Here is a 26829-nt window from a genome sequence, read left to right as displayed (position 1 = left end):
ACACGGAGAAGTTGAACTAAAGCATTGTTGAAATGCCGGTTAAATACCGCACCATTTGCTATGCTCACAAAGTTATGTTACTGATCCCACCAAAACCTGTCCTGGAAATTAGGCGCATTAGTCGGAACATTAGTCGGGTTCAGGTCTATTTCTGTCTGAGGATAAGGCAACCTTCTCGGCACCTCGCCATTCAGATTGAATGCATTGGAACCCAACGGATTAGGAGTAATAGCAGGAAATCCTGTTCTCCTGAAATCCGACCACGCTTCAAGCCCATGAGAATACAAAGCAATGTATTTTTCGGTGATTATTCGTTCCAATCTTTCATTATTGGTGGTAAGACCATCAAAATTTGCGTAAGTATTCACATAATCTTCATCGATCTCACCGGTGATTCTAGACAAAGAGGCTTCTACCGCTTCCTGTAATGCAGTTTCAGCAGCAACAACGTTACTATTTCCCATAAGCTCTGCTTCAGCTTCAATGAACTTAACCTCGGCATAACTCATATACACTACCGGGGAATTAATACTCGTATAAAAACCATCCCTGTCAAAGTCCTTTTCACCTGCCACAAATAAATCACGCCTGGGGTCGTTTCTGGCCTCCAGCAAATCTACAAAGAATTGATCCATCTCCATATTGCCAGCCCTGTCCTGAGTGAATTGAAACTGGGGATTGGCTTCATTGGCTGCTGAACCAAAAACAAATTGGAAATCATCATCATTAGAAGCAATGCCTGATTCTAATGCAGCCAGGGCTTTTGCGTAAGCATCAGGATAGACCTTAGAGGTACGAAGATGGTATTTAGCCCTTAGCGATCTGGCTATTTTAGCCCATATTTCAACATCTCCTTCATACATTAGATCCTCATCACCCAGGACAATACCACTACCGCCATCTTCTTCGAATTTGGCAATGGCATCATCCAGAAGCCGTTGAATTTCGACATAGATGTCCTGCTGGGTATCATACTGGGGAAAGAAATTTTCATCCAATCCCTGCCAGGCATCTGTATAAGGTATATCGCCGAACATATCGGTCAGGCTGCCGATGCTATGTGCGATCAGTACCTGCACCATAGCAGCAGTGTGCCGGGAGTCTTCATCTTCAGCCTTTCGCAATACAGTGACCAAAGGATTCAAAGCATTTGCATAGGTTCTTCGCCATACGCCATCCATATCACTGGAAAATACCAGGTAATTATAATTGTCTTGTTGCTGGGCGTTAACTCCTTCAAAATGTTGCATAAACAACCCGTTGATCCTGACCATTTCACCTCCCACTGCGAAGGCCATACCGGCCTGGGCTGCCGGCACAATAGCCTGTGCCGATACATCACTTGGCAATGCCTTGTTTATATTGGTGTCGCCAAAGTCACACGAAGATAAAATGAACACACCGAGTAAAATAAAAGATATTTTATGTTTTATATTTTTCATTTTTCAATATTTAAAAATAAACCTTCAAATTAACGTTGCTGCGTTCTCACGCATTCCCCTGCTAAAATTTTAAGTTTAAGTTAGCACCAAAACTTCTGGTATTCGGATTGTTGAAATAATCATATCCGAATACGTTGCTGGCATCACTTGTCAGGTTTGTTTCAGGATCAATCCCGGTGTAATCTGTAATCAGGAAGGCATTTCTAACACTGAAACCGATGCTTGCCCCTTCAAAAGGTAATTTTTCAATCAGGGCGGTCGGCAAGGTATAAGACAATGAAATATCCCTCAATCTGACCCAAGATGCATCCTGGACGGTTAGCTCATCAAGGTTGACAAAACCGTAATTCTGGTAAAAATTAGTACCTCCATCGGTTCCTCCTTTCACAACTTCGATATTATTGATGATATTGGTTGGGTTGCCATCCTCATCAGCCAGCACACCGGGAAAGATTACCCTTTCATTCCGGTCCAGAGTTTCAATACCTACACCAAAGTTGTTAAGCACTCCGGAGGTGCCATTGTAGACGTCACCACCTTGTCTGATGTCCAGAAGAAACGACAGTGAGAGTCCTTTATAGCTAAAGGTATTTCTGATTCCCAGGGTCCAGTCCGGGGTGGGGTCCCCTACTTTTCCATCGACAGGGTCCTGCAAAGGCATTCCTGTACCGGGATCAATCACCATTCTCCCCTGGTCATCCCTCAGGAACCTGGTGCCGAAAAAAATACCATAAGGTTCCCCTTCCTGAATTCTCTGTGTTCCGAATGGATCAATAGTAATAGCGTTTAATCCGGGAGCCAGCTCATTTACGATAGTTGTGTACTTGTTAAAGTTAAATCCCAGGTCATAGCTGAAACGGTTATTCTGTATCAGGGTGGTATTCAGGGCAATTTCCACACCCTCATTCTCAATCTCTCCGGCATTGATGGCCCTTTGAAGGAAACCGGAAGACCGCGGGATATCTATCAGGATAATCATATCCTCTGACTTGGCATTATAATAGGTGATATCGGCGGTTATCCTGCCTTGCCAAAACCTAAGATCTGCCCCAATTTCCAGCGTAGTAGTAAACTCCGGTTTTAAATCGGGGTTTCCCAGTGTGATATCAGGAATGAAAGAGTTGGTCCCAAGCGCCGGGAAAATGACGCCATTGGGGGAGGTCCACCCATCTCTGACGCGAGCCTGGGCAAAACCGGTGGTTGTCAGGGCAAAACCAGCGTCATTCCCTACCCTGCCATAAGAAGCCCGTATTTTGCCATAAGGCAATACATTGCCGCCGATATCCAGGGTTTCAGTAAATGCCCAGCCCGCTGCAACAGCCGAGTAGAAAAATGAGTTGTTGTCATCGGTCAATGTGGACGACCAGTCATTTCTGGCTGTCAGGTTGAGAAAAAGTTGATCTTTATAACTGATTTTAACATCTCCATAAACGCCATATAGCTGTCTTTCGGTAGGTCTTTCCACCGAACTTACTGCTCCGGCGCTAGCCATATTAAAAAAGCCTCTGGATGCCAGACCTTGTCCATCGTCTCTTCTGTTGTCCACCTCCTTTTTATAGTAATTCCAGCCCGCAGTGGCGTTAAGGGAGAAGTTCTGCCCCAAATCTCTGCTAAAAGTTCCCAGCAAGTCTGTATTTAAGTCGGTACTGCTGATACTGTGATTGACTACCTGGCCTTGTGCAAGCGTAGCAGAGCCTATATCATTTCTGAACTTTCTGAAGTCACTGTAAGTGTCAATACCTTGTCGCAGCGTTACCGTAAATCCTGGGATTACATCATAGGAGAATTGTGCAAAACCGATCAACCTGTTAACATCATCGGTTAAGAAGTTTTTATAGACCGTCCAGTATGGATTATCGTACCTGGCACCACGTGAGCTGGTAAGACCGCGGTAGGACCTTGGCGCCCCGTCTTCAAATTCATAAGCAGATGGATCTTTATCAGGATCAACACCATTGCTGTTATCAAAAGTGGGGGTGGTTCTCAACAATCCCAACATTACTCCGGAAGTGTTGGAGCCGTTTTGCGATCTTTTGCCGCCGGATTTGATGTAGTTGGCGGAAAAAGACGTTTTTAAACGATCGGTTAAATTAGCACCGATGGTGGCTTTAAAGGAGGTTCTTGTAAAATCTGTATTTGGAATGATACCCGTTTGATCCATTCTTCCGGCAGAAACGTAGTAGGTTATATTTTTGCCGCCACCGGTTACACTTAAATGATTATTAAAGGTGGTTCCGGTTTCGAAAAAATCACCTTCGTTGTCATAAGCATTGACCCTGCGATCGGTAGCACTTGGATCAGTCGCCAAAACGATTGTTCCATTTCTATCGAAATCGGAAGGGATATCCGAATATCTGAGATCAGATATACTGGGCCCCCATGAGGTAGAATTTCCGGTTTCCGGTCCCCGGTATGTAGGAAAAGTCTCCCCCTGATTTACGCGGCCTTGTGAAAATTCTTTCTGCAAATCAGGCAGTCTATTGACCCGGTCAGCGGTAAATGAGGTACTGAAACTGATTTTTGGCTTACCAGCGGTATCGGAACCTTTTTTTGTGGTAATAATAATAGCCCCATTCGCTGCCCGTATTCCGTAAAGAGCGGTGGCCGATGGGCCTTTCAAAACTGTTAAAGAGGCAATATCGTCCGGGTTTATGTCAATCGCACGGTTGGAGTTGTTCACACCACCTGAACCAAGATCACTGACCGCACCCTCCGGAGAGTCAGCGGTGGTGAAAGTACTGTTATCGATCGGGACACCGTCTACAACAAACAATGGGGAATTACTTCCCTGAAATGACTTATTTCCCCGGATTCTGATTTGGGCAGCGGCCCCGGCTGTGCCACCGGAACTGATCACCTGCACGCCCGCCGCCTTTTGGGCCAGTGCAGCCACAAGATTAGTTTCACCGGAACGGGTAATCTCCTCCGCCTTAACTTCCTGAATGGAATAACCCAGATCGCGTTTATTGGCCGTTAAACCAACCGCAGTAACAACTACCTCAGAAAGTTGCCTGACATCATCGACCATGACTATATCGATGACAGACCGGTTGCCGATTGCTATTTCCTGCGAGATCAGACCGATAGATGAATAAACCAGTGTACCTCCTTCGTTAGGAACATTGATTTTGTAATTGCCATTAATGTCTGTCACGACTCCTACGGTAGTTCCTTTAAGCAGCACGTTAACACCAGGCAATCCCTCACCATCAGGGGCGGTGGTAACCTTACCCGATACAGTTCGTTCCTGTGCCCTTATTTGACTGAAGGGAATACTACATAAGAGCAAAATCAAAAACAGTAGATTTTTTTTCATAGGTTAAAATTTATCTGGTTAATAAAAAGACTAAAAGAAACAAAAGTGGTTTTCAGCCGATTTTTGAAGAATAGCGCTGATTTACTAGTAGGAATGCTTTTGTTACCTGTACCAAATGTATGGATATCAATGCCGCAGATAAATCACCAGATCTGTAGTATTTTGGCAGTTTAAAAATTTGAAGCCATATCGATTTTTTCGATATACGATTTAAAAGGGGGTAATAGTAGTTAGAATTATTTTAATAAAAATTTAAACTAAATATAGATAAATGGGAATGTAGGGAAAAAATGAATTTTTATTATCCCCCATATTATAGTAACGTATTTTTAGTTATATATAAATAGAAGGTAGTACCTAAAATTGAGGTATTAATCCAATATTATTGGCCATTTTTGGTTTTATTCCATTTTGACAGGGTTATTTTTTGGGGTATAAATCAGACTATCAGGGGATTACCGGCACGGGCAGAGATGGTCATAGATTTCGGGGTCTTTTATTACGTTTTTCAAATCCGGAATTATGGCTAATGTATTCCGGCACAATCTCCTTCATCAAATCCACCAGTTCATATTCCAATCCCCTTTGCGCCAACTCAATGAGCTTGTTGATTTTCTTACTCACTTGCTTATGAGCTTCAGGCCTCACACTGGCAATTAATATCTTGGAGTGATGTGTTGGAAGTGTATTTTCTTTATTGCTAAGCAACTCTTCGTAGAGTTTTTCCCCATCCCGGATGCCTGTAAATACAATTTCGATATCCTTTCCCAGCTTTTTACCGGATAACCGGATCATTTTTCGGGCCAGGTCCACAATTTTTACTGATTCACCCATATCAATAATGAAAATTTCGCTTCCCTGCCCCATAATGCCGGCCTCGAGCGAAAGTTGACAGGCTTCCGGGATTGTCATAAAAAACCGCGTCATTTCCGGGTGTGTTACTGTTACAGGCCCTCCACTTTCGATTTGTTTCTTAAATAAAGGTATCACCGAACCGTTAGAACCTAAAACATTACCAAATCTCGTGGTCACAAAGGCCGTACAATCAGGCTGGGCTTTACTTAAAAAAACGTTCAGTGACTGTACATATATTTCTGCAATTCTCTTGGTAGCTCCCATTACATTGGTAGGATTTACGGCCTTGTCGGTAGAAATCATCACAAATTTCCTGACCTTGTATTTGACTGCGAGATCAGCCAGGGTTTGGGTTCCCAAAATATTACACAAAACAGCCTCTGAGGGATTTTTTTCCATCATAGGCACGTGTTTGTAGGCAGCGGCATGGAACACAAGTCCGGGCTGAAAAGTGGCAAATACCTTTTCCATTCTACAGATATCCGAAACGTCCGCAATAACCGGGATCACCTTTACATGTCCTGAAAAATCTTTTATCTCCCTGTTAATTTCATACAGCGGGGTTTCACCCTGATCCAGCAAAATCAGCGTATCGGGAAGAAATGCGGCCACCTGCCTGACCATTTCACTCCCTATCGAACCACCCGCCCCGGTTATCAACACGGTCTTACCTCTTATCTGTTCCCTTACCTCCCGGTTATCCAGTTTAACCGATTCCCGCCCCAGCAAATCTTCAATCTTAATCTCACGGATTTGATTAAGATCCAACTCCCCTTTTACCCACTGATCGGTTTTAGGAATTATCCGGACCCTTACGCCATACGTCAGGCAAAGATCCACAATTTGATTTTTACGCTCCAGCGGCAAGTCACGGATGGTGATGATCAACTCCTTTACCTCATACTTTTCAATCAGATAAGGCAGTTCAGTAGTGGCTTTATACACCCTGGCACCATTGATAACATTCCCGATTTTACGGGGATCATCATCGAGAAATGCCACCACTTTCAGGTTGGATTTTTGATCATGATTGATCACCTGTTTAGTAATAATTCCAAATTCCCCGGCACCAAAAATAGCCGCATTGGAAAAATGTTTAATGGCATTGGTGAAGTAGTTAAAAACATATTTTACCGTGAGACGGTAAGAAAACAGAAAAATAATCGAATTGAAATAACTAATAATAATCACCGACCTCGGCATGAGGCTGACACCCAGATTGAGTGATATTAAATTGACTATCAATACAAACAACGTGGCCATCGTACACATGTATACAATGCGCAATCCATCCTGCAAAGTGGTAAAACGAATAATGCCTGCATAACTCTGTGAGATCAGAATAGCGATAAAAGAAGATGCCAGGTACAAAAGGCAGCCTACTTCAAAATCATTATTCAGAATGTCCCGAATCACAAAATTGAACCGCAAGGCATAAGCCAGCATCACAGCGCCAAAAATGATCATTAAATCAATCAACATGATAATCCAGCGCGGAAGAATTTTTAAGCTTTTAAAAAACCGCTTCATGACCTCATCATTATATCTTCCTGATTAAAGATATGTAACCCTTAAAATACTCTGCTAATAAGATAATATAGAAGTAGTCGATACAATACGCTTCGAATCTTTCCTTTAATTGGTAAATGTTTAAAAAGTAGGGACGTTGTGAATATAATTCAATTTAACGGGATTTGAAATAATTACTTAGGAGAATTTCATAGTGTTGAAAAGGAAAATCCGGTGAAGCTAATCCTAATGCCATGAGATGGTCATAGGCTGAAATTTGATAAAACCCGTTGATGAAATTCAATCTGTCAGGTTTTATGTATATTTATTGCCTGTTCTTTTTCTTTCTGGCAGAGCCCTTTCTTTCCTTTTTGTTATATCAATGACTTCAATGACGCATAATTAGCCCTGATGGTTTTTTCGATTTCCGCATCACCAATCGCCGATGAAACAAACAAAGCCTCAAACTGAGAAGGTGCCAGATAAATTCCCTGATCAAGCATAAGCTTGAAGTAAGCACCGAATTTTTCTGTATCACAGCGCTTTGCCAGGTTAAAATCGGTTATTTTTCCGGGTGAAAAAAACAAGCTGAACATTGATCCGACCTGGTTAATGGTATAATTCAGATTCAGTTGTTTAAGGTTGCTGCTGATACCTCGCACGATTTTGTTGGTGGTATCTTCTATTTGATCATAAACCTCATTGTGGTCGTTCAGGTAAGATAATATTGCATAGCCTGCCGACATCGCCACCGGGTTTCCCGATAGGGTACCCGCCTGATATACCGGCCCTTCCGGAGACACGTAATCCATAATTTCCTTTTTGCCTCCATAGGCGCCCACGGGCATTCCTCCCCCGATAATCTTGCCCAAAGTTGTCAGATCGGGCACTACGCCATACCGTTCCTGTGCCCCTCCCCTGGCCAGTCGAAATCCGGTCATCACCTCATCAAAAATCAGAATTATACCGTGTTTATCACACATTTCCCTTAATCCTTCCAAAAATCCCGGCTCCGGAGGAACACAACCCATATTTCCGGCGACAGGTTCAAGAATTATACAGGCGATCTGCCCCTCATTGGCCGCTACCAGATCTTTAACCGTATCCGGATCATTAAAGGGCGCCAGCAAGGTGTCCCCTGCGGTTCCTTGGGTAACACCCGGACTGTCAGGCGTCCCCATAGTAACAGCACCACTACCGGCGGCTATCAGAAAAGAATCCCCATGGCCATGATAGCAACCTTCAAATTTAATGATTTTATCTTTGCCTGTCACGCCCCTGGCTACTCTGATGGCCGACATGGTGGCCTCGGTACCTGAGTTAACCATCCTGATTTTATCCACCGAGGGTACCATTTCGGTAATCAATTCTGCGATCTCTACCTCCTTTTTGGTGGGTGCGCCGAATGACAACGAGTTTTTAATCGCCGTAGATACCGCTTCCTCTATCAGCCCATTACCATGCCCCAGGATCATCGGCCCCCAGGAATTTATATAATCAATAAATCGATTACCATCTTCGTCGTAAAGATAGGCACCCGATGCTTTTTGTATGAATAACGGATCACCTCCCACGGCCTTAAAAGCGCGCACCGGAGAATTAACCCCCCCGGGAATATATTCCTTTGCCCTTTTAAATAACGCCCGGCTGATCCTGTTTTCTAACATGAATGATGTTGCCATTATTTGTTTATCACCTTTAGTTCCGATTCCACAAATTTAACCAATGGAGTATGTTGATTGTCATTACCGGTAGCATAGTTGAAACCTTCATAAATTTCACCTCCTACAAAGCCCATGTCCCTGAATGCAATCTGAAAATACACCCCATTTTCATATAACATCTTTCCAAAAAAAGAAATCAATGCATATCCGTTGTAAGCATGTTTGGAGGGGAACACGTTTGTCCTGTAATGATAAAACTCCCTGAAACTATCCACACTTTCTTTACTGAAATCAATATAGTTAGGAGATATAATGCTTACCCCCAATCTGTCGATCTGATCATATTCAATAGCCCTGGCGTTGAGCCACGATTCAGTGCCTATCAGCGGCAGATTATCACCCCTTGCCTCGAGGGCCGTGATGAGATTTGCCATGAGCAGCCTGTCATCCGAGGCCAGGAATACATGTCCCAGACTGTCTAAATCCTGATTTTCTTCATCAGCTACAACATGAGCATTCAGCAACCGCAGTACATCCTTGGCATTGGCGCTCGATACTTTGTGAATGCCGGCTATTTCAAACGAATCCGCCTGAATTCGTGCCTTGTAGCTATGCGCCAATATCGAATCTTTCACGGCATCTCCGTAAATAATTTTCAGCCTGGGATTTTCAAAATTGTTAACCGCAAATTCAGCAGCTTTGATCGCCTGGGTCTCCAGGCTTGGCTTGAATAAAAACGAAAAAGGATTGTTACCTATCACTTTTGAATTATACGAAAGCGGATTTACCATATTAATGCGCTGTTCAAAGCAGTAGTTTGAAAGTATATTGCTGGTGACCTCTGACAACGGACCAATGATCAAATCCATGCTGCTTAGCTCTCCATTATCTATTAATTGCCGGGTGGTTAAACTGTCTCTTTTGGTATCAAAAGCAAACAGGTTTATTTTTATACCGGATTTCTCCAGTTTTTCAACACCGATTTTTATCCCCTCATACAAGTCAATTACGAGGTTTCTACCTAAAGCTAAAGACTCAGATTGCAGCTTATCAGTCATAAAAGGCAAAACCACCGCAACATTATAACTATCTTTTTTGTTGGAGGCCATAATTCTACCCTTGTCATACCTGACTGGATTAAGCTCAAATTCATTCACCAAAAATTCAAGTAAACTACGGTCCTGATCCATAATGGGCTGATTGATAATAAAAGTGGCCAGGGCTTCGGCAATATCTTTATCATAAGGGTTTTTGGACAGTAACAGGTTCAGTGCTTCGGCATCATTCAATTGAGCGAGAAAATAGTTTTTCATTTCCCTGGCCTGTTCAGCGACAGTGCGGCTTTTTATTCTGTTCACATTAACCAGTGCACTCAAATAATCATCTCCTTCAAAGTCTATCTTAGCCAGCCAAAAAAACACCTCGTCAATTTTATCCCATTGCGTATGTTTTCGCTCAATCTGGTGAAACATACTGTTGGCAACCGAAACCTGACCGGATCGGTAAGCTGCCACCGCAAAGTAATAGGAAGCATATTCAAGATAAGGGTTATTGTCTGTTCTGGTAATGATCTGCCTAAATTCCTCCATGGCCAATTTGTACTTGCCGAGCGCAAACAGATCCTTACCATTTTTGTACTTGTTGATAAGGTTGGTATTAGTCTGTCCTAAAACCGGCAAGGTTGCCAGGAAAAGAATTAAGAGAAAAAGATTAAGAATTGGTCTCATTATTTAACTGATTATTCCCATTCGATAGTTGCCGGTGGCTTGGTACTGATGTCGTACACCACCCTGTTCACCCCTTTTACCTTGTTGATGATTTCATTCGAAATTTCGCCAAGAAGGTCATATGGCAAATGGCTCCAGTCTGCTGTCATGCCATCTACGCTACTTACCGCACGTAAACTTACGACCCCTTCATAAGTTCTTTCATCACCCATGACACCCACTGATTGTATGGGCAATAAAATCGCGCCAGCCTGCCAGACCTTATCATACCAGCCGGAGGCCTTTAAACTTTGAATAAAGATATGATCGACCTCTTGCAGTATTCTTACCCGGTCTTCACTGATCTCCCCTAGAATACGAATGGCGAGACCAGGGCCGGGAAACGGGTGGCGTCCGAGAATAGTGTCATCGATCCCTAACGTTTTACCGACAAGCCTCACTTCGTCTTTAAACAAGGTATTCAGGGGTTCTACTACCTTTAACTTCATAAAATCAGGCAACCCGCCAACGTTGTGGTGGGATTTGATGGTGGCCGATGGCCCTTTTACAGACACCGACTCGATTACATCAGGGTAAATAGTGCCCTGGGCCAGCCAGCTTACACCCTCAATTTTATGGGCCGCTGCATCAAATACATCGATAAATACTTTTCCAATGGCTTTTCTTTTCTTTTCAGGATCAGTCTGGCCTTTTAATGCTTCATAAAACTGATGCCTGGCATCTACTCCCTTCACATTCAACCCCATGCCTTTGTAGGAGTTCAGCACATCCTCAAACTCATTTTTTCGCAGCAGGCCATTATCGACAAAGATGCAATGCAAATTACTGCCGATAGCCTGGTGGATCAATGTTGCGGCAACGCTGGAGTCCACCCCGCCTGACAGTCCCAAAACAACTTTGTCATTTCCCAATTTTTCCTTTAATGCTTCAACGGTGGTTTCCACAAAAATATCCGGTGTCCAATCCTGGCTGCAGCCACATATATGAACGACAAAATTTCTTAAAACAGTTTTTCCTTCAACAGAATGTGTCACCTCCGGATGAAATTGGATCCCGTACGTATCCTTTTCCTTTAGTTTAAATGCAACAATATCCACGGTAGGGGTACTGGCAATTACCTCAAAAGCCTCGGGCAAGTCGGCAATGGTATCCGCATGTGACATCCAGACCTGCGAGTTGAGTGACATCTCCTTCATCAATTCATTATGGGTATCTACCTTATTTAATTTTGCCCTGCCGTATTCCCGGATTTCAGAAGGCAAAACATGGCCCCCGTTTGCATGAGCGATTAACTGTGCACCGTAACAAACGCCCAAAACCGGAAGCTGGCCGGTAAGCTTATTAAGATCAACCGCCGGGGCGTTGTCATCTCTCACAGAACAAGGACTTCCGGAGAGAATCACACCTTTCACATGATCAGAGTGCTGGGGGATACGGTTGTAAGGATGAATTTCACAGTAGACATTTAGCTCCCTGACGCGTCTGGCAATTAATTGAGTATATTGGGAGCCAAAATCCAAAATCAATATCATTTCACTCATGGCACAAAAATAACAGGAGATTCGAGTTTATGCTAATCTTGAGAAAATTATTTCATACTACTAAAACTGTGTTGTTTTCAACGCTATATTTGGCAAAAAAATTTTACTTTTGACCACCTGGTAATAAATAAAACGATGATAAAAACTTTAAAATGGCTGGCTGTACCGGTTGTACTGTTTCTTATTTACATGGCAGGGCCGAAGCCTTCCGAACCTGTATTAAATGGTAGCTTACCCAGTGTAAGCAGCAATCTCCTCGAACTTGAAAATACAATAAATAACAGAGAAGCCAGGGTGGAGGGCATGAAAGAAGACAATCAGGCCAGAATAATCTGGTATGATAGCGCAGCAAGGAAAAAAACCCCCTACAGTATTGTCTATTTGCATGGATTCAGCGCCAGTCAGGGAGAAGGGATCCCGGTTCACCGCAATCTGGCCAAAAAATTTGGTTGCAACCTGTATTTATCCAGGCTGGTGGAGCATGGGGTTAAAGGGGACAGTATTTTTAAGAAATTAACCCCCGAGGCACTCCTTTCATCGGCCAAAGAGGCAGTGGCCATTGGTCAACAAATTGGGGATAGCGTAATTATCGTTGGAACTTCCACGGGAGGAGCGCTCGGTATTTACATAACCGCTGAAAATCCTGCCATCAAAGCACTTGTTTGTTATTCACCGATCATTGACTTTTATGATCAGAATACTTTTATCATCAACAAACCCTGGGGAAGGAATATCATGAAAATGATTATAGGCTCAGAGTTTATGGTATATGATGAGCCTGCCGAGATAAAAAAATACTGGGCCACAACCTATATGATTGACGGTGTGATCGCCCTGAAATCGTTGGTCAGTGAAACCATGGTAGAGGAGACTTTCCGAAAAATCACTTGCCCGTTTTTTCTCGGGTATTATTATAAAAACGACTCTTTGCAGGATAACACAGTATCAGTTCCTGCCATGCTTGAAATGTTCGATCAGCTTGGCACCCCTGAAAAGAACAAGGTGCGCATCCCGTTTCCGGAATCCGGGGATCATGTCATCGCTTCTTATCTTACCTCCAAAGACTACCAGGGCGTAGAAGACGAAACCATAAAATTTTTGAAAAACGTAGTAGGTTTGGCTCCGGCATCACCAAATATTCAGCATTGAAATCAGTTTAAAACACATTAGTGGATGGCTCGGCAATTACTCCGATTATTTCTTTATCGCCGTTTTTGTATGCCCGAACGATATGAATTCCTTCTTTACAGGTGATATACAGATTTTTCGGTTTGGCGAGAAGGATAGCCTTTCCGGTTGCCTGGAAGGCTGTTTTTTGTAAAGTAGTGAGGTGTTTACGGGTTTACGCTATGTATGATAAATAGGCCGTTCTTTTTTTTCTTTCGTTGCTCATTGTACAAATATAGATAAAGCATACTGTTATGGAGGTTAATCTGTCAACACAAAAACCGGCGCCTGCCGGGCGGCTGTGTCATCGGTTAATTGTTTGATTTTACCGGTTTTTGCATCCAGGATGTAAATATTGTACAACTCAAATTCATTGGAAGCTTGTTCAAAAACCATTTTGGCGCCGTCAGGTGTCCAGTCATGGTAAACCTGGCTGTATTTGCCGGAAGTTAACTGTACTAAACTGCTGCCATCGGTATTTATGCTGAATATACTGTAGCTGCCATCTTGTTTAGAGGCATAGGAAATCTTATTTTTCAGATACCAAACAGGGGGGGCAGCCCGGTAATCAAACCATTCTGCAGTATTGTCATCTTTCGGGTAGTAGGTCAATTGTCTCATAGCTGACCCGTCTGTATTCATAATATACAGTTCATCATCAAAAGCCTGACTCCGGGATGATCTTTCACGGGCCCCTCTGAAAACGATCTGCTTCCCGTCCGGTGAAAAACAAGGATCGTGAAAATAAGACAGAGCCGGTTTAATGATTTGCCGTTGTTGATTTTCGAGGTCAATAAGGTAAAAAGCCGTATCAACGGTCGCATGTGGTTTTACGATAAGCTCCCTGCCGTTATTCCTGCCGCTAATCTGGCTATCATCCAATCGCATATCGGTGACTTTTCTGACATTTTCTCCATTGGTGTCCATTTCGTAAAGAAAAAATACCCTGTGGGTAGTGTCCCGGTCTGATATAAAGTAGACTTTATCCAGGTAGGCATAATAGACCCAATCCACACCCTTGTGGTTACTTATATTTTTTTGACCACTACCATCCTGGTTCATAATAAATACCTCGTAGTCATCAGCTTCGGCATCCTTCAACACGTTGTAGGCTATTTTGTACCGGTTCTTTTTATCGGAATCAATCCCCTGACTTCGTGAATGCTTGTCCCCGGATTTATGGCAGCCAGGAAGGAAATTGGTAACCAGCAATAGGATGAGGTAACGGGATCGCATACAGTCAGGGGTTGTTCAGGTTTAAAGTTTTTTTATGATTGAAGTAAAAAAATCGATTTCTTCCACGGTGTTATAGTAGTGCGGCGAAATTCTCAACGCTGAATTTACCCCTTTTTCGTCAAAATCAATAACTCCGGCCCCCCTTGAGCTCACCGAAGTATTGATATGGTGCTCATGCAGCATGGCCCTCAGCTCCTCTGGCTCCCGGTTCTTAAGGCTTACCGTAATAATACCCCCCTGATCTACTCCCCGGTCCAACAGCCTGATTTTATCTGTACTGCCAAGGCTTTCCCGCATATAATCGGCCAAAAACCTGACGCTTTCTTCAATCCTGTCCATACCCAGTTTTAAAGCATAATCGATGGCCGCTCCCGTACCCAATATCAACGCGTAGGGAAATTCCCAATCCTCAAACCGTCGTGCGGTTTCAGAAGGAATGTAAACATCTTTCTCCTCCCACTTTGCCCCATGCATATCTATAAAAAGTGGTTCATAACCTCCCTCTAAAATACTGTCTGCAACATACAGCAAGCCCATCCCACGGGGACCCCGCAGAAATTTCCGGCAGGTAGTACTTAAAAAATGACAACCTATCTGTTGTACATCGAGGTTCAGTTGTCCCACGGTCTGACACGCATCCACGAGGTAAAGAATATGCTGATCATGGCAGTATTTCCCAATCTCCTCCACAGGTTGTATCAACCCTGAATTGGTGGGCATGTGAGTGACAGCCACCAGCGCAGGCCGTAGGCGCCGGATGAGTTGCCAGGCCTCGTCAAGATCAACACCACCTTTTTGAGTGCCGGGAATTCTTACAATTTCAATACCGAACCGTTTTTTAAGTGAAAGAAAGGCGATCTGATTGGAAGTATAATCTTCATGGGTCGTCAGGATGATATCTCCCCTTTCAAAGGGAATGGATGATAATGCCTTGGCGTAGGAATCTGTGGCATGGGCAGTGAAAGCTATATTTTCCGCCTTACAATTCAATAGCCGGCTTGCAGCCTCGTAAACCGCCCGGGTGCGGTGTACCTCCTGCTTCGCTGCTTCATAACCGCCAATTTCAGCCTCCAGATCCAGGTGGTCTTTAATAGTTTTTAATACAGGCAATGGCATCAATCCCGCTCCGGCATTGTTTAAATGAATGTTATTTTTACAACCCGGCGTATTGTTTCTAATATCCGTTAATTTGGCCTGACTAATCATGAAAACCTCGATTTATTCAATACCCACCTGAAAATAACGGAAGTAATTAAACAAATTATAATTTTCAGATTATAAATTCCACCGGAATCGTACCATTTATTTGTTATAACCACAATGAATGAGATGAACCATAAACACCGTAACGCTCATAATCAATCAGCGTCTTTAAAATTACTCCCCTTTATTTTTCATGCGCTTTATTTTTTATATGCTTTAAAATTGCTTAACCTATGAAAATTGCCTAGCTTCAATTTTGATTTATCCCCCTTCATTCCCCCAGCTTAAAATTTTTTAAACTTATAAACAAAATTGTCATGTTTATTTTTTCAACGAAAGCGCTTCGCAGCTATCAATGCTTTATTTTTTCCACCTTTTTTTGCCAGCTCTTATCTGCTCAAATCATTATTTCACAGTATTATGAAGGCGATGTCAACGATAAATTCCTCGAAATTACCAATGTCAGCGGCGTTTTAATCGATCAGGCCAACAGCCGGTTTTTTATTTGTGTGTTTTCTAACGAAAATGCTGCCGACCCACTGGGCAAAAAGCCCGGATTATCCACCAGAATTGAAGTAAACCTCTTGCCCGGGGAAACTGTGACTTATAAAAATCCACTGGCCGTTAATCCCGGTCATGCGGCACATGAAGGAATAGGAGCCCTGATAGGGGGGGTTAATGGAAACGATGTGCTGGTTATTACTACGTCAAAAGATGAAACAGCTTGGCAAAACCGTATCGATGTCATAGGCCATAGCGGGGATTGGGGCATCGATAAATCTTTTTACCGCAAAATAACGATTGAAAAGCCTAACCCTGACTATACACCGGATGAGTGGGTGGAAATCACCCTTGCCATGGTAAATGGAGCAGGGGAAACTGCCGTGGAAAGACTCGGCTATCACTTTTACAATTGCCAGCAACCTACTTTCGCCTCATCCAACATTACTTTTTCAAACATTTCAGATACATCGCTGGATGTCCAATGGGATCAGGGCGACGGATCGAGCAGGCTGGTAATAGCCAGGGCCTACCAGGCTGTCACAGCGCTTCCCTTGAACGGTGTGAGCTACAATGGAAGCGCTGCATTTGGCTCCGGGGATGCATTTGATGGCGGATTTGTGGTGTACAGTGGCTGGGAAAACTCGTTTTCATTGACAAATCTTATCCCGTCAACCCCGTATTTTATCAGCATATTTGAATTCAGTTGTAGTCCACCGCAATATTATACCACTGTTTTTGCCAATAGCCAGGAAACAACACTTGCCCCGATTCCACGGATTTTTACAACTTTAGAGGCAAGTGGGCTGGATTTCGGCTTGGTGCACGCCGGCGACAGTAGCACCGTTTCTCAAATTACCGTCAGTTGGGAAAACCTGAAGTCCGGGATTACCGCCACTGTGGACGATCCTTTTGAAATTTCTTCTGATCAAGGCAACTGGGCCGGTGAAATGATCATTCCTTTTTCAGAAAGTGGGGTTATCAACATGTATATTCGATTTTCACCGGATCAGGCTGATGGTATTCATCAGAAAACACTGACGCTGAGCTCTCCGGGAGCGGAAGAAATAACCCGCCCTTTACGGGGAACTGCGTTTCCAAACGCATGGATCAATGAATTCCACTATGATAACATTGGGGCAGATGTGGGTGAATTTGTTGAAATAACCCTACAGTATCCGGAAAAATACGACCTCTCAGCTTTCAAGCTTCAACTCTGTAACGGTAGTTCAGGCCTGGTCTATGGCCAGAAGTCCGTCGATAATTTTATACCCGGAGAAAAGATCAATAATTTTGGGATATACTTCTGGCCGGCCCCTGACATCCAAAACGGGCAACCCGGAGGGCCGGACGGTATGGTGCTGGGTATTGAAGACCAGGTGATCATGTTTTTAAGTTATGAAGGTGTTTTCACGGCTGGTGATGGCCTTGCAATGGGTGCGACCTCAACAGATATCGGTCTGGAAGAATCCGATGAAACAACCGTTGAAGGTTTATCGCTGCAACTAGAGAACAGTGGTCTCACAGGTGATGTTATTCAGGGGTCAGGTATGAAGTATAAAGACTTTGTGTGGACAACAGGCCTGGAATCACCAGGACACATGAACAGTAATCAGATTTTGCCGGTTAAATTTGGCCACTTCAATGCCATCCGGCAGGGAAGCACCGCTGTTTTGTCATGGCAAACTTTAACGGAAGTGAATAACCTGGGATTCGAAATCCAAAAATCCATTCAGAGGGATCCATTTGAAAAAATCGGTTTTATTCCCGGAAAAGGCAATTCCAGCGAACCACTGACCTATAATTTTACCGATGAAAAATTTTCAGAATCCTGCTACTACAAGCTCAAACAAATCGACTATGACGGCAGGTACAGTTTTAGCCCGGTCATTTCCCTGAAAAGGCCAAAACCCCACGTTTCATCCTTTCTAATTAGTCCTAATCCGGTAAGGCAAAAGCTTGACATTACCACTGCTGATGACATACAATCAGGGCCTGTTGAAATGGAGCTATTGTCTATTCATGGAAAAAAAATATTGCAAAGCAAAGGAGATTTAGTTAAAATTAGGGATCGAATAAACGGCTGCCTCAAAAATCTGCAAAAAGGGGCCTACCTCTTAAAGCTTCAAAATGACTGGCAAAGCGAAATACATATTTTGTTGAAAGAATGAGAAATAAAGACACGCCACCTGACTTTGACCCGAATAATGTAGGCGTAGAGGGTAAACTTTTCGGTTTGCCCTTTACAGAAGAAGATGCACAGATGGTGATTATTCCAGTGCCGTGGGAGGTGACCGTTTCCTACATGTCTGGTACAGCCAAAGGTCCCGAGGCAGTGTTGACAGCCTCGCCGCAGTTGGATCTGGCATTGGAAAATATACGTGATGCCTGGGAACTGGGCATAGCCATGTTGCCCATATCCGAGGAGTGGAAAGAGGAAAATGCCCAGTGGCGAAAACATACCTGGCCCTACATCAAATGGCTGGAATCAGGCAAGAAAAAAACCCCGAACGCTACCATAAAAAGTACACCCGAAGCTGTAAATACAGTGTGCCGCAAGCTCAACCATTGGGTAAAAAGTCAATCCATGGAGTTGTTGCAGAAAGGCAAAATGGTGGGAATACTGGGTGGGGATCATAGTACACCATTGGGGCTGATGGAGGCCTTGAGCGAACGATACAAGGAATTCGGAATATTACAATTTGATGCCCACGCGGATTTAAGGGATGCTTATGAGGGTTTTGAATATTCGCATGCTTCGATCATGTTCAACGCGTTAAAATTACCCGCCGTTTCAAAGCTTGTGCAGGTCGGTATCCGTGATTTCTCTCAGTTCGAATATGAATTTATCCAAAATTCGGAAGGAAAAATAAACACCTACTTTTATCCGGGGGTGCAACGAAGGCTTTTTACAGGGGAGCATTGGAAAGATATTTGTGATGAAATCGTAGCAAATCTCCCGGAGTATGTATACATAAGTTTTGACATAGATGGTTTAGATCCAAAGTTATGCCCCAATACAGGCACCCCTGTTCCGGGCGGCTTTGAATTTGATGAAACCATTTTCCTGATGAACACCCTGGTAAAAAGTGGCAGAAAAATAATTGGCTTTGACGTTTGTGAAGTGGCACCGGGCAAAAATAGCGAGTGGGATGGGAATGTGGGAGCAAGGGTATTGTATAATCTTGCCAATTTAATGGCGGTTTCCCAGGGCAAATTACAAATGATATAAACCCCTGGCAAGGGAGATTTCAAGTGATTTTTACTGAAAAAAACTTATAATTTATCTTAAAATTTAATTATTGAACTATCTTTATAGTTTGTTCTAAATTTAACAACAACACACAATGTCAAAAAAAAAACTAAACCCTAAATGGGGATTGTTGTTGCTACTTTTACTATCCTTTGTAGTGACCAGTCCTGTAACCGCACAAAAGAAAAAAAAGAAAGACAAAAAAGGGCAGACCGAGGCGCCTGCCAAGCCAGCTTCAAAGAAAAATGACAAAAAGAGCATCAAAGCGCTTACCAAGGCCAGCAAAAAGATAGAGGGCCTTTTTACGATTTATCAGGATACCACCAATGGTTCTATTAAAATGCTGATCAATGAGGACCAGATAGGTCAGGAATACATATATTTCAGCCAAATTGCAGATGGGGTGGTTGATGTTTTTTCCTTCAGAGGAGCTTATCGTGGGTCGAAAATTTTCAAAATCAAAAAATACTTCGATAAAATTGAATTTGTCACTCAAAATGTTTCCTCCTACTTCGATCCGGACAATGCACTGGTTAAAGCTGCCAATGCCAATATCAGTGAAGGCGTCATGGCCACCGAAAAAATCGCTGCTCACGATACAGTGACCGGCAACTACCTGATTGAGGCTAATAACCTGTTTCTCAAAGAAACATTAATGCAGGTCAAGCCTCCAAAGTTTCCCGGTCAAAGACCTGATGCCTTCACACTCGGTACCCTGAGCAGGGATAAAACCAAAATAGGTGGCATAAGAAACTATCCTGCCAACACAGACTTGAAGATAGAATATGTATACAGCAAACCATCCGTACTCAATGGAGGAAGCCGTGGAGTAACCGATGGAAGAAACGTAACCATAAAAGTTTACCACAGTCTGATTCAAATACCTGAAAACGATTATGAACCAAGGTTCGATGATCCGAGGGTAGGTTATTTTACCACACAGGTAACTGACATGACCAGCACAGGCCCTACCCCATACAAGGATTTGGTACACAGGTGGTTTCTTAAAAAGAAAGACCCTGATGCCACACTTTCCGAACCCGTGGCGCCCATCACCTGGTGGATAGAAAACACTACCCCAAAGGAAATACGTCCGATAATCAAACAGGCCGGTCTGCGTTGGAATGAAGCCTTCGAAAAGGCCGGATTTAAAAACGCGGTGGTGATCAAAGAACAACCCGATGACGCTGACTGGGACGCAGGAGATATACGTTACAATGTTTTACGCTGGACGTCCTCCCCAAACCCACCTTTCGGTGGTTATGGACCGAGTTTTGTCAATCCGAGAACCGGGCAAATACTGGGAGCAGACATCATGCTTGAATATGCTTCCCTTAGAGGTAGTTTAATGAACGAAGAAGTATTTGACAAGGCCACGCTGGATATGTATCCGGGTGATCATGCACATGAAAAAGCCTTGCTGGATCATGATCCGGCTTTCTGCACTGTAGGTCAAATGGCCAAACTCAATAACCTATTTGGCATGACAGCACTCAATGTCTTTGGAAGTGACGAACTGGAGGAAAGCAAAATGGTGAATGAATTTCTTCATTTTCTTATCTTACACGAAATGGGCCACACACTGGGTCTCAACCATAACATGAAGGCCAGCCAGTTCCATGGCATAAAGGACATTAACAACATGAAGATTACCGAAAAGGTAGGACTGGTAGGATCGGTGATGGACTACCCGGCCATCAATTTCTCACCGGACCGCGACAATCAGGGTTTGTACTGGACTACGAGGCCGGGTCCCTACGACCATTGGGCCATAGAATTCGGTTACAAACCTGTCAGCTCAGAGGGCGAATTGAAATCCATTTTGGACAAGTCCACAAAATCCGAATTGGTTTTTGGCAATGACGCTGATGACATGCGGTCTCCCGGCAAAGCCATTGATCCCAGGGTAAATGTAAATGACATGACCCACGATGCCATTGAGTATTCAATCGAAAGAATGAAACTGGCCAGGAAAGTCTCAAAAGAATTGCTCGAAAAGTACAAAAAGCCCAATCAATCCTATCATGAATTAAGAAATGCCTATTTTGTTGTGACAGGTCAGCAGGCTGGTGCCGCCAATACAATTTCAAGATACATTGGTGGGGTTTATGTCGACCGGGCCTTCATCGGTCAGGAAGGTGCCACAAAACCTTTTACACCTGTAGAGGTGGAAAAACAGAAAAAGGCTATGAAAGCGCTCAACGATTATGTTTTTGCCCCTGACGCGTTTGCGGTTCCCTCAGAGTTATATAATTATCTCCAGATGCAAAGAAGGGGTTACAACTTCTTCCGCGGTCCTGAGGACCCTAAGATCCATGCCCGCGTATTGGCTATGCAACGAAGCGTGCTACGTCACTTATTGCACTACAACACGTTGCAAAGAATATCTGACTCTGAAATGTATGGTAACGGTTATACCTTATCCGGTTTTATGAGCGATTTAAACCAGGGCATTTTCAATGCCGATATCTATGGTAATGTAAGTCCGGTCCGGCAGAATTTACAAATTGAGTATACCACTATGCTTATCAACGCCATCACCGGCACACAAAAAACAAGGTATAGCCACCTTGCCAGGTCGATGGCCTTATATAATCTGAAAAATGTCCGTAAAATGGCTGGCAGTGCCACAGGCAACACAGCCACCAGGGCACATAAAGAACATCTGAAAACCTTGATTGACAATGCCCTGGAAGAAATATAATAAAAGGCTGTTTTAACAACTTAAACCCAATTAAAAAACCGGCGTTTAATTTTTCTGTAAACGCCGGTTTTTTCATGTAGTATGTTGTCACTTTCAAGACAAAAAAGTGAGAGAAACTACTTATACGGAAAATCCTACCTGCACCATTTTCGCAATCCGTAACCGACCATTTATGCTAACCAGGTTGCCAGCTCGTTTTTCCACAAAAAAAACAGCAACAATACAAAACCTTAAATTATCGTTTTATACGTAATAAGATTATTTTAACTCATGTAAGTTTGCACATTTTTTACACGCAATAAATTGGGATTTTTGCGCTAAATTTCTTATTTTATTGGGAGAGACATTGGTTATAAATTATTGGATATATTTGGAGTAAGTTATGAAGCATTTCTTAGCGGGCGTGTGGCCGGGAAGACTATATAAACATTTAGCATTTATTCTTTTTCTTACAGGGTTTGTCGTTTACTCAACACAAGCCCAAAAACAAAATCAGAAAGGAAAAAACAAAGAAAAACCTCCCACCATTGAGGAGTTGGTCGAATCCTCGAGAAAGTTCGAGGGTTTATTTACCATTTATCAGGATACGATCACAGGCACCCTGCAATTGCTGGTATCAGATAAACAACTGCATAAAGAGTTTATTTATTTCAGCCAGGTTGCCAATGGTGTAGCAGATGCTGCTACCTTTAGGGGTGCCTATAAAGCGTCCAAGGTATTCAAAATCACCAAATATTTCGATAAGCTGCAATTTGAATTTCAAAACACCTCCTTTTATCATGATCCTGCACATCCATTAAGTAAGGCTGCAGATGCCAATATCAGTAACAGTATCGTAGAAAGCGAGAAGATCCTGGCCAGTGATGAGCATACCGGCCGTTACCTCATTAAAGCAGATAATTTGTTCCTGACCGAAACTTTATCACAGATCAAACCTGCCAAGCTTCCCTTTTTACAATTCTTCTCATTTAGCCTGGGCACACTTGACAAAAAGAAAACAAGGGTAAATCAGATCCGAAGTTATCCTAAAAATACTGACGTAGCCGTTGAATATGTTTATAGCAAATCTTCGGTATTAAACCCCGGAAGCAAAGCCATTACCGACGCCAGAAACGTAAGCATCGACATCTGGCACAGTTTCGTTGAAATGCCTGAGAATGATTATCAGCCGCGTTATGATGATCCCAGGGTCGGTTATTTTACCACCCAGGTGAACGACATGACCTCCACCAGCGCTACCCCATACCGCGATCTCATTCACCGCTGGCATTTGCAAAGAAAGGATCCCTCGGCTCGTCTTTCAGAGCCGGTAGAACCGATAACCTGGTGGATAGAAAATACCACTCCTCACAACCTGAGGCCCATCATAAAAAAGGCCGGAGAAAAATGGAATGAGATTTTTGAATCAATTGGTTATAAAAACGCCATAGTGATAAAGGAACAGCCGGACAGCGCCGAATGGGATGCCGGTGATATCCAATACAATGTGATACGCTGGGTTTCCTCCCCAAATCCGAGATTCAGCGGCTATGGCCCCAGCTTTGTCAACCCGCGTACAGGACAGATTCTGGGGGCTGATATTACCCTGGAATACACTACCTTGTCACAGCAATTAAAAGGAGAAAAAGTTTTTGAAAAAGCCGGGCTCTCACTTCACGAGTCACAAGGACCGTTATCAGGCGCAGAAAGTCATCAATATGCAGGGCATTGTACATTCAGCACCTATGCCCAGGCCCAAAATCAGTTTGGGCAGATCGCGCTCAGTGCCATTGGAAAATCGGAATTTGATAATAACAGAATGATAGAAGAATATCTGTACTTCCTGATATTACATGAACTGGGGCATACACTAGGGCTTAATCACAACATGAAAGCCAGCCAATTGCACACCCTGTCAGATTTAAACGATCCAAAAGTCACCGAAAGTTTGGGGTTGGTGGGGTCTGTGATGGACTATCCGGCTATAAACTTCTCACCGGACCGGGATAAGCAAGGGCAATACTGGCCGACAAGACCAGGGCCTTATGATCAGTGGGCCATTGCATTTGGCTATCAAAGCTTTGAAAATGAGGAGGATTTGGAAAGCCTGCTAGCGCATTCGACAGATTCCACCCTGGCCTTTGGTAATGATGCAGATGACATGCGCTGGCCAGGCAAAGCTATCGACCCACGGGTTAATGTGGGGGACATGTCAAAAGATGCTATCAATTACGCCGTACAAAGAATAGAACTCACCCGGGAAGTAGCCAAAGAGTTGCTGTTCAAGTACCGGAAGGAAGGGAAATCTTTTCATGAGCTTCGCAATGCCTACCTGCTTTTAACAACCCAGCAATATAACGCAGCCCACGTTATATCGAGGTACATCGGGGGAGTTTACATTGACCGTTCCTTCGCCGGACAGAATCCTGAAATAAGCCCCTTTACGCCTGTAGAAAAAGAAAAGCAAAAGCTTGCCATGGAGTCGCTGGGCAGCTACGTATTTGCCGCCGATGCTTTTTTAGTGCCTAACGAGCTATATAATCACCTGCAAAAACAAAGAAGGGGATATAATCATTTTAACAGCCCCGAGGATCCAAAAATACACCAAAGGATTCTGGCCATACAGGAAAGTGTGTTAAAGCATTTGTTGCACCACCACACCCTGCAAAGAATCAGTGATTCCGAATTGTATGGAAACAGTTATGCTTTACCCACATTCATGGAAGATCTCAACGACGCTATTTTTTCCGATGATATCAAAGGAGACGTCAACTCCTTCCGTCAGAATCTTCAACTCACTTATACGAGGCAGGTTATTACACTTCTGACCGGAAATAACAAGGATAAGTATTCGCCCAGAAGCCGTTCCATGGCCATCAATAATCTTTGGCAAATAAAAAACTGGGTACAGATACCACAGGGTAACCTGGAAACCATTGCCCATAAAAGGCATCTCAAGCTACTGATTGATAATGCACTGGAGCATATTCAGTAGTTCCGGATAATATGAAAATCAGTGCAAGGGTCACCCCATAAACACATTATTGTCCATACGTACACGCTTCGATAAACCCAGGGTGTTGGCTCTTACCACTTTTTCCTGGCCGTATTTGTGTTTGATGTGGTCCATGGCCTGGTATAGCCGGATCCACTCCTGGGTATCGTCAAAAAGGTCAATCTGGTAATGTCCGTGTACCAGATTGCTGAGGCGGACACCGATAAGCCTGATGAGCAGCCGTCGATCATACAGTTTGTCAAACAGCGCCAGCGCCAGATTAATCAAGGTGTGATCAGAGGATGTATAAGGGATATGCTTCTGCCTGGTAACAGTTTCGAAGTCCGAATAGCGGATTTTAACTGTAAGGCAAGAAGTAAGGTGTTTCTCCTTGCGTAATTTGAAAGCCAGTTTTTCGATCATCGCCACAAAAAGAGCCTTGAGCTTCTGTACGTCGATAGTATCGCTGTCAAAAGTTATCTCACTGGAAATTGACTTTCTTTCGGTATAGGGAACAACGGGCGAATGATCGATACCGTGGGCCCGGTTCCATATCAGGCGGCCGTTTTTCCCTAAAATATGCTCCAGCATATTCACGGGCATCTCTCGTAAAACCTTTACTGTCCCGATGCCCATATCATTCAGAAAACGCGCAGTTTTGTCACCCAGCATAGGGATTTTCCGGATAGGCATCGGGGCCAGAAAGGCTTTTTCAGTACCTCTTATCACACGCTTTTCACCGCAGGGTTTGGCTTCGCCGGTTGCCACTTTGGAGACCATTTTATTGGCAGACAGCCCCATGGACAGCGGCAGGCCGGTATGCTTCATAATTTTTTGCCTAAGTTCCTTTGCCCACATAAAACAACCGAAAAAGCGATCCATGCCACTGGCATCTATATAAAATTCATCAATAGAGGATTTCTCAAAAAGCGGGGCGCTATCGGCAATTATCTCTGTAACCATATGAGAATATCTGGTGTAAGCCTCCATATCACCCGAGATGATAATGGCATCAGGGCACAACTGCTTGGCCAAAGACATAGGCATGGCTGAATGCACCCCGAACTTTCTGGTTTCATAGCTGCACGAAGCCACTACACCCCTGCCACCATTACCACCTATTAAAAGCGGTTTACCTTTCAGGCTACTGTCAATTAAACATTCTACCGAGACAAAAAAGCTGTCCAAGTCCATATGAATAATAGATCGGTTTTCGTTGTTAGTTTCCATCATTCACTACATTTCTTCCTGAAAAGGAAACTAAAATTAAGTGTTTTTTACTAATTATTTTAGCTTTCATTGGTTTTTTGTTCAGATATTTACTAATTTTATCACAAATTATACTAATATTTATAGCATAAATGGTAACACTGGGGCAAACCACCACCCCTCTTCCGGGGGACGAAAGGGGGGTGGATTTTAATACAGTAACACAGTTATGAATGAACAACAAAAAAGCAATGGGCAATTCAGTTTGAAGCTTTACAGTAAAAAATTGGCTTCGGGAAAATGCCAGGTAAAATTCTACGCAAATACCAACGATCGGAAATGTTTGTATGGTTACACGCTGGTGGAGGCTGAGGATACTTTGAAAGATGTGGTAAAAACGATTACGGAAAAGTTAAAACAAAAGCAGAAAATCGGCAGTTATTACCATGCCCATTTATTCCAGTTGGGCAAAAAACAGGAAGACTGGGCTAACTTTATGATTTTTGAAGTTTAGTATAGTGTTGAAAA

At 43.4% G+C, this 26829-nt stretch carries 15 protein-coding genes; 6 read left to right on the top strand and 9 right to left on the bottom strand.

Features of this window, described 5'->3' with window-relative positions; all coding sequences use genetic code 11:
- Positions 1-77 precede the first annotated feature (77 nt).
- From AC04NP_RS02470 to guaA, 6 genes are all read right to left on the bottom strand, one after another.
- Positions 78-1442 carry a SusD/RagB family nutrient-binding outer membrane lipoprotein gene (locus AC04NP_RS02470; RefSeq protein ID WP_482857739.1) on the bottom strand — a complete coding sequence of 455 codons (1365 nt, stop codon included), beginning with the start codon at positions 1440-1442 and terminating at the stop codon, positions 78-80.
- Between the two features lie 61 nt (positions 1443-1503).
- Positions 1504-4758: a SusC/RagA family TonB-linked outer membrane protein gene (locus AC04NP_RS02465; protein WP_482857737.1), complete on the bottom strand. Its 3255-nt coding sequence runs from the start codon at positions 4756-4758 to the stop codon at positions 1504-1506.
- Between the two features lie 477 nt (positions 4759-5235).
- Complete coding sequence (locus AC04NP_RS02460; RefSeq protein WP_482857735.1) at positions 5236-7143, bottom strand: polysaccharide biosynthesis protein; 1908 nt, start codon at positions 7141-7143, stop codon at positions 5236-5238.
- Positions 7144-7496: 353 nt separating this feature from the next.
- Positions 7497-8804 carry a glutamate-1-semialdehyde 2,1-aminomutase gene (gene hemL, locus AC04NP_RS02455; RefSeq protein WP_482857734.1) on the bottom strand — a complete coding sequence of 436 codons (1308 nt, stop codon included), beginning with the start codon at positions 8802-8804 and terminating at the stop codon, positions 7497-7499.
- On the bottom strand, positions 8804-10513 hold the full coding sequence (locus AC04NP_RS02450) for an ABC transporter substrate-binding protein (protein WP_482857732.1): 1710 nt from the start codon (positions 10511-10513) through the stop codon (positions 8804-8806). The genes hemL and AC04NP_RS02450 overlap by 1 nt, the downstream gene beginning before the upstream one ends.
- 11 nt (positions 10514-10524) lie before the next feature.
- Entirely contained in the window at positions 10525-12054 is a 1530-nt protein-coding gene (guaA, locus tag AC04NP_RS02445; RefSeq protein WP_482857730.1) for a glutamine-hydrolyzing GMP synthase, read from the bottom strand.
- 135 nt (positions 12055-12189) lie between these two features.
- Here guaA and AC04NP_RS02440 point away from each other — a divergent pair, with 135 nt between their 5' ends.
- Positions 12190-13203 carry an alpha/beta hydrolase gene (locus AC04NP_RS02440; RefSeq protein WP_482857729.1) on the top strand — a complete coding sequence of 338 codons (1014 nt, stop codon included), beginning with the start codon at positions 12190-12192 and terminating at the stop codon, positions 13201-13203.
- 279 nt (positions 13204-13482) lie between these two features.
- Here AC04NP_RS02440 and AC04NP_RS02435 read toward each other — a convergent pair whose 3' ends face one another.
- Both AC04NP_RS02435 and AC04NP_RS02430 read right to left on the bottom strand, forming a co-directional pair.
- On the bottom strand, positions 13483-14457 hold the full coding sequence (locus AC04NP_RS02435) for a TolB family protein (RefSeq protein ID WP_482857727.1): 975 nt from the start codon (positions 14455-14457) through the stop codon (positions 13483-13485).
- Positions 14458-14478: 21 nt separating this feature from the next.
- Entirely contained in the window at positions 14479-15663 is a 1185-nt protein-coding gene (locus AC04NP_RS02430) for an aminotransferase class V-fold PLP-dependent enzyme (protein WP_482857725.1), read from the bottom strand.
- Between the two features lie 314 nt (positions 15664-15977).
- Here AC04NP_RS02430 and AC04NP_RS02425 point away from each other — a divergent pair, with 314 nt between their 5' ends.
- The 4 genes from AC04NP_RS02425 to AC04NP_RS02410 all read left to right on the top strand — a co-directional run bounded on the left by AC04NP_RS02425 (position 15978) and on the right by AC04NP_RS02410 (position 25092).
- Positions 15978-18332, top strand: coding sequence for a T9SS type A sorting domain-containing protein (locus AC04NP_RS02425; RefSeq protein WP_482857724.1), 2355 nt, complete (start codon positions 15978-15980; stop codon positions 18330-18332).
- On the top strand, positions 18329-19393 hold the full coding sequence (locus AC04NP_RS02420) for an agmatinase family protein (RefSeq protein WP_482857723.1): 1065 nt from the start codon (positions 18329-18331) through the stop codon (positions 19391-19393). Before AC04NP_RS02425 ends, AC04NP_RS02420 begins: the two co-directional genes overlap by 4 nt.
- A 115-nt stretch (positions 19394-19508) precedes the next feature.
- Entirely contained in the window at positions 19509-22118 is a 2610-nt protein-coding gene (locus AC04NP_RS02415; RefSeq protein ID WP_482857721.1) for a zinc-dependent metalloprotease, read from the top strand.
- 382 nt (positions 22119-22500) lie between these two features.
- Complete coding sequence (locus AC04NP_RS02410) at positions 22501-25092, top strand: zinc-dependent metalloprotease (RefSeq protein WP_482857720.1); 2592 nt, start codon at positions 22501-22503, stop codon at positions 25090-25092.
- 30 nt (positions 25093-25122) lie between these two features.
- Here the strand turns inward: AC04NP_RS02410 and dinB are convergent, their stop codons facing one another.
- Positions 25123-26322: a DNA polymerase IV gene (gene dinB / locus AC04NP_RS02405; RefSeq protein ID WP_482857755.1), complete on the bottom strand. Its 1200-nt coding sequence runs from the start codon at positions 26320-26322 to the stop codon at positions 25123-25125.
- 208 nt (positions 26323-26530) lie between these two features.
- Between dinB and AC04NP_RS02400 the strand changes: the two genes are divergently transcribed.
- Positions 26531-26815 carry a hypothetical protein gene (locus AC04NP_RS02400; RefSeq protein WP_482857718.1) on the top strand — a complete coding sequence of 95 codons (285 nt, stop codon included), beginning with the start codon at positions 26531-26533 and terminating at the stop codon, positions 26813-26815.
- Positions 26816-26829: the final 14 nt, after the last annotated feature.

The organism is Agaribacillus sp. DX54 (genome assembly GCF_056858335.1).
This window is presented reverse-complemented; position numbering and strand designations above follow the sequence as displayed.

What these genes read in the sequence shown, in the direction of transcription:
- AC04NP_RS02470 (WP_482857739.1), bottom strand. Translation starts at nt 1,442, where the DNA reads ATGAAAAATATAAAACATAAAATATCTTTTATTTTACTCGGTGTGTTC.
- AC04NP_RS02465 (WP_482857737.1), bottom strand. Translation starts at nt 4,758, where the DNA reads ATGAAAAAAAATCTACTGTTTTTGATTTTGCTCTTATGTAGTATTCCC.
- AC04NP_RS02460 (WP_482857735.1), bottom strand. Translation starts at nt 7,143, where the DNA reads ATGAAGCGGTTTTTTAAAAGCTTAAAAATTCTTCCGCGCTGGATTATC.
- hemL (WP_482857734.1), bottom strand. Translation starts at nt 8,804, where the DNA reads ATGGCAACATCATTCATGTTAGAAAACAGGATCAGCCGGGCGTTATTT.
- AC04NP_RS02450 (WP_482857732.1), bottom strand. Translation starts at nt 10,513, where the DNA reads ATGAGACCAATTCTTAATCTTTTTCTCTTAATTCTTTTCCTGGCAACC.
- guaA (WP_482857730.1), bottom strand. Translation starts at nt 12,054, where the DNA reads ATGAGTGAAATGATATTGATTTTGGATTTTGGCTCCCAATATACTCAA.
- AC04NP_RS02440 (WP_482857729.1), top strand. Translation starts at nt 12,190, where the DNA reads ATGATAAAAACTTTAAAATGGCTGGCTGTACCGGTTGTACTGTTTCTT.
- AC04NP_RS02435 (WP_482857727.1), bottom strand. Translation starts at nt 14,457, where the DNA reads ATGCGATCCCGTTACCTCATCCTATTGCTGGTTACCAATTTCCTTCCT.
- AC04NP_RS02430 (WP_482857725.1), bottom strand. Translation starts at nt 15,663, where the DNA reads ATGATTAGTCAGGCCAAATTAACGGATATTAGAAACAATACGCCGGGT.
- AC04NP_RS02425 (WP_482857724.1), top strand. Translation starts at nt 15,978, where the DNA reads ATGTTTATTTTTTCAACGAAAGCGCTTCGCAGCTATCAATGCTTTATT.
- AC04NP_RS02420 (WP_482857723.1), top strand. Translation starts at nt 18,329, where the DNA reads ATGAGAAATAAAGACACGCCACCTGACTTTGACCCGAATAATGTAGGC.
- AC04NP_RS02415 (WP_482857721.1), top strand. Translation starts at nt 19,509, where the DNA reads ATGTCAAAAAAAAAACTAAACCCTAAATGGGGATTGTTGTTGCTACTT.
- AC04NP_RS02410 (WP_482857720.1), top strand. Translation starts at nt 22,501, where the DNA reads ATGAAGCATTTCTTAGCGGGCGTGTGGCCGGGAAGACTATATAAACAT.
- dinB (WP_482857755.1), bottom strand. Translation starts at nt 26,322, where the DNA reads ATGGAAACTAACAACGAAAACCGATCTATTATTCATATGGACTTGGAC.
- AC04NP_RS02400 (WP_482857718.1), top strand. Translation starts at nt 26,531, where the DNA reads ATGAATGAACAACAAAAAAGCAATGGGCAATTCAGTTTGAAGCTTTAC.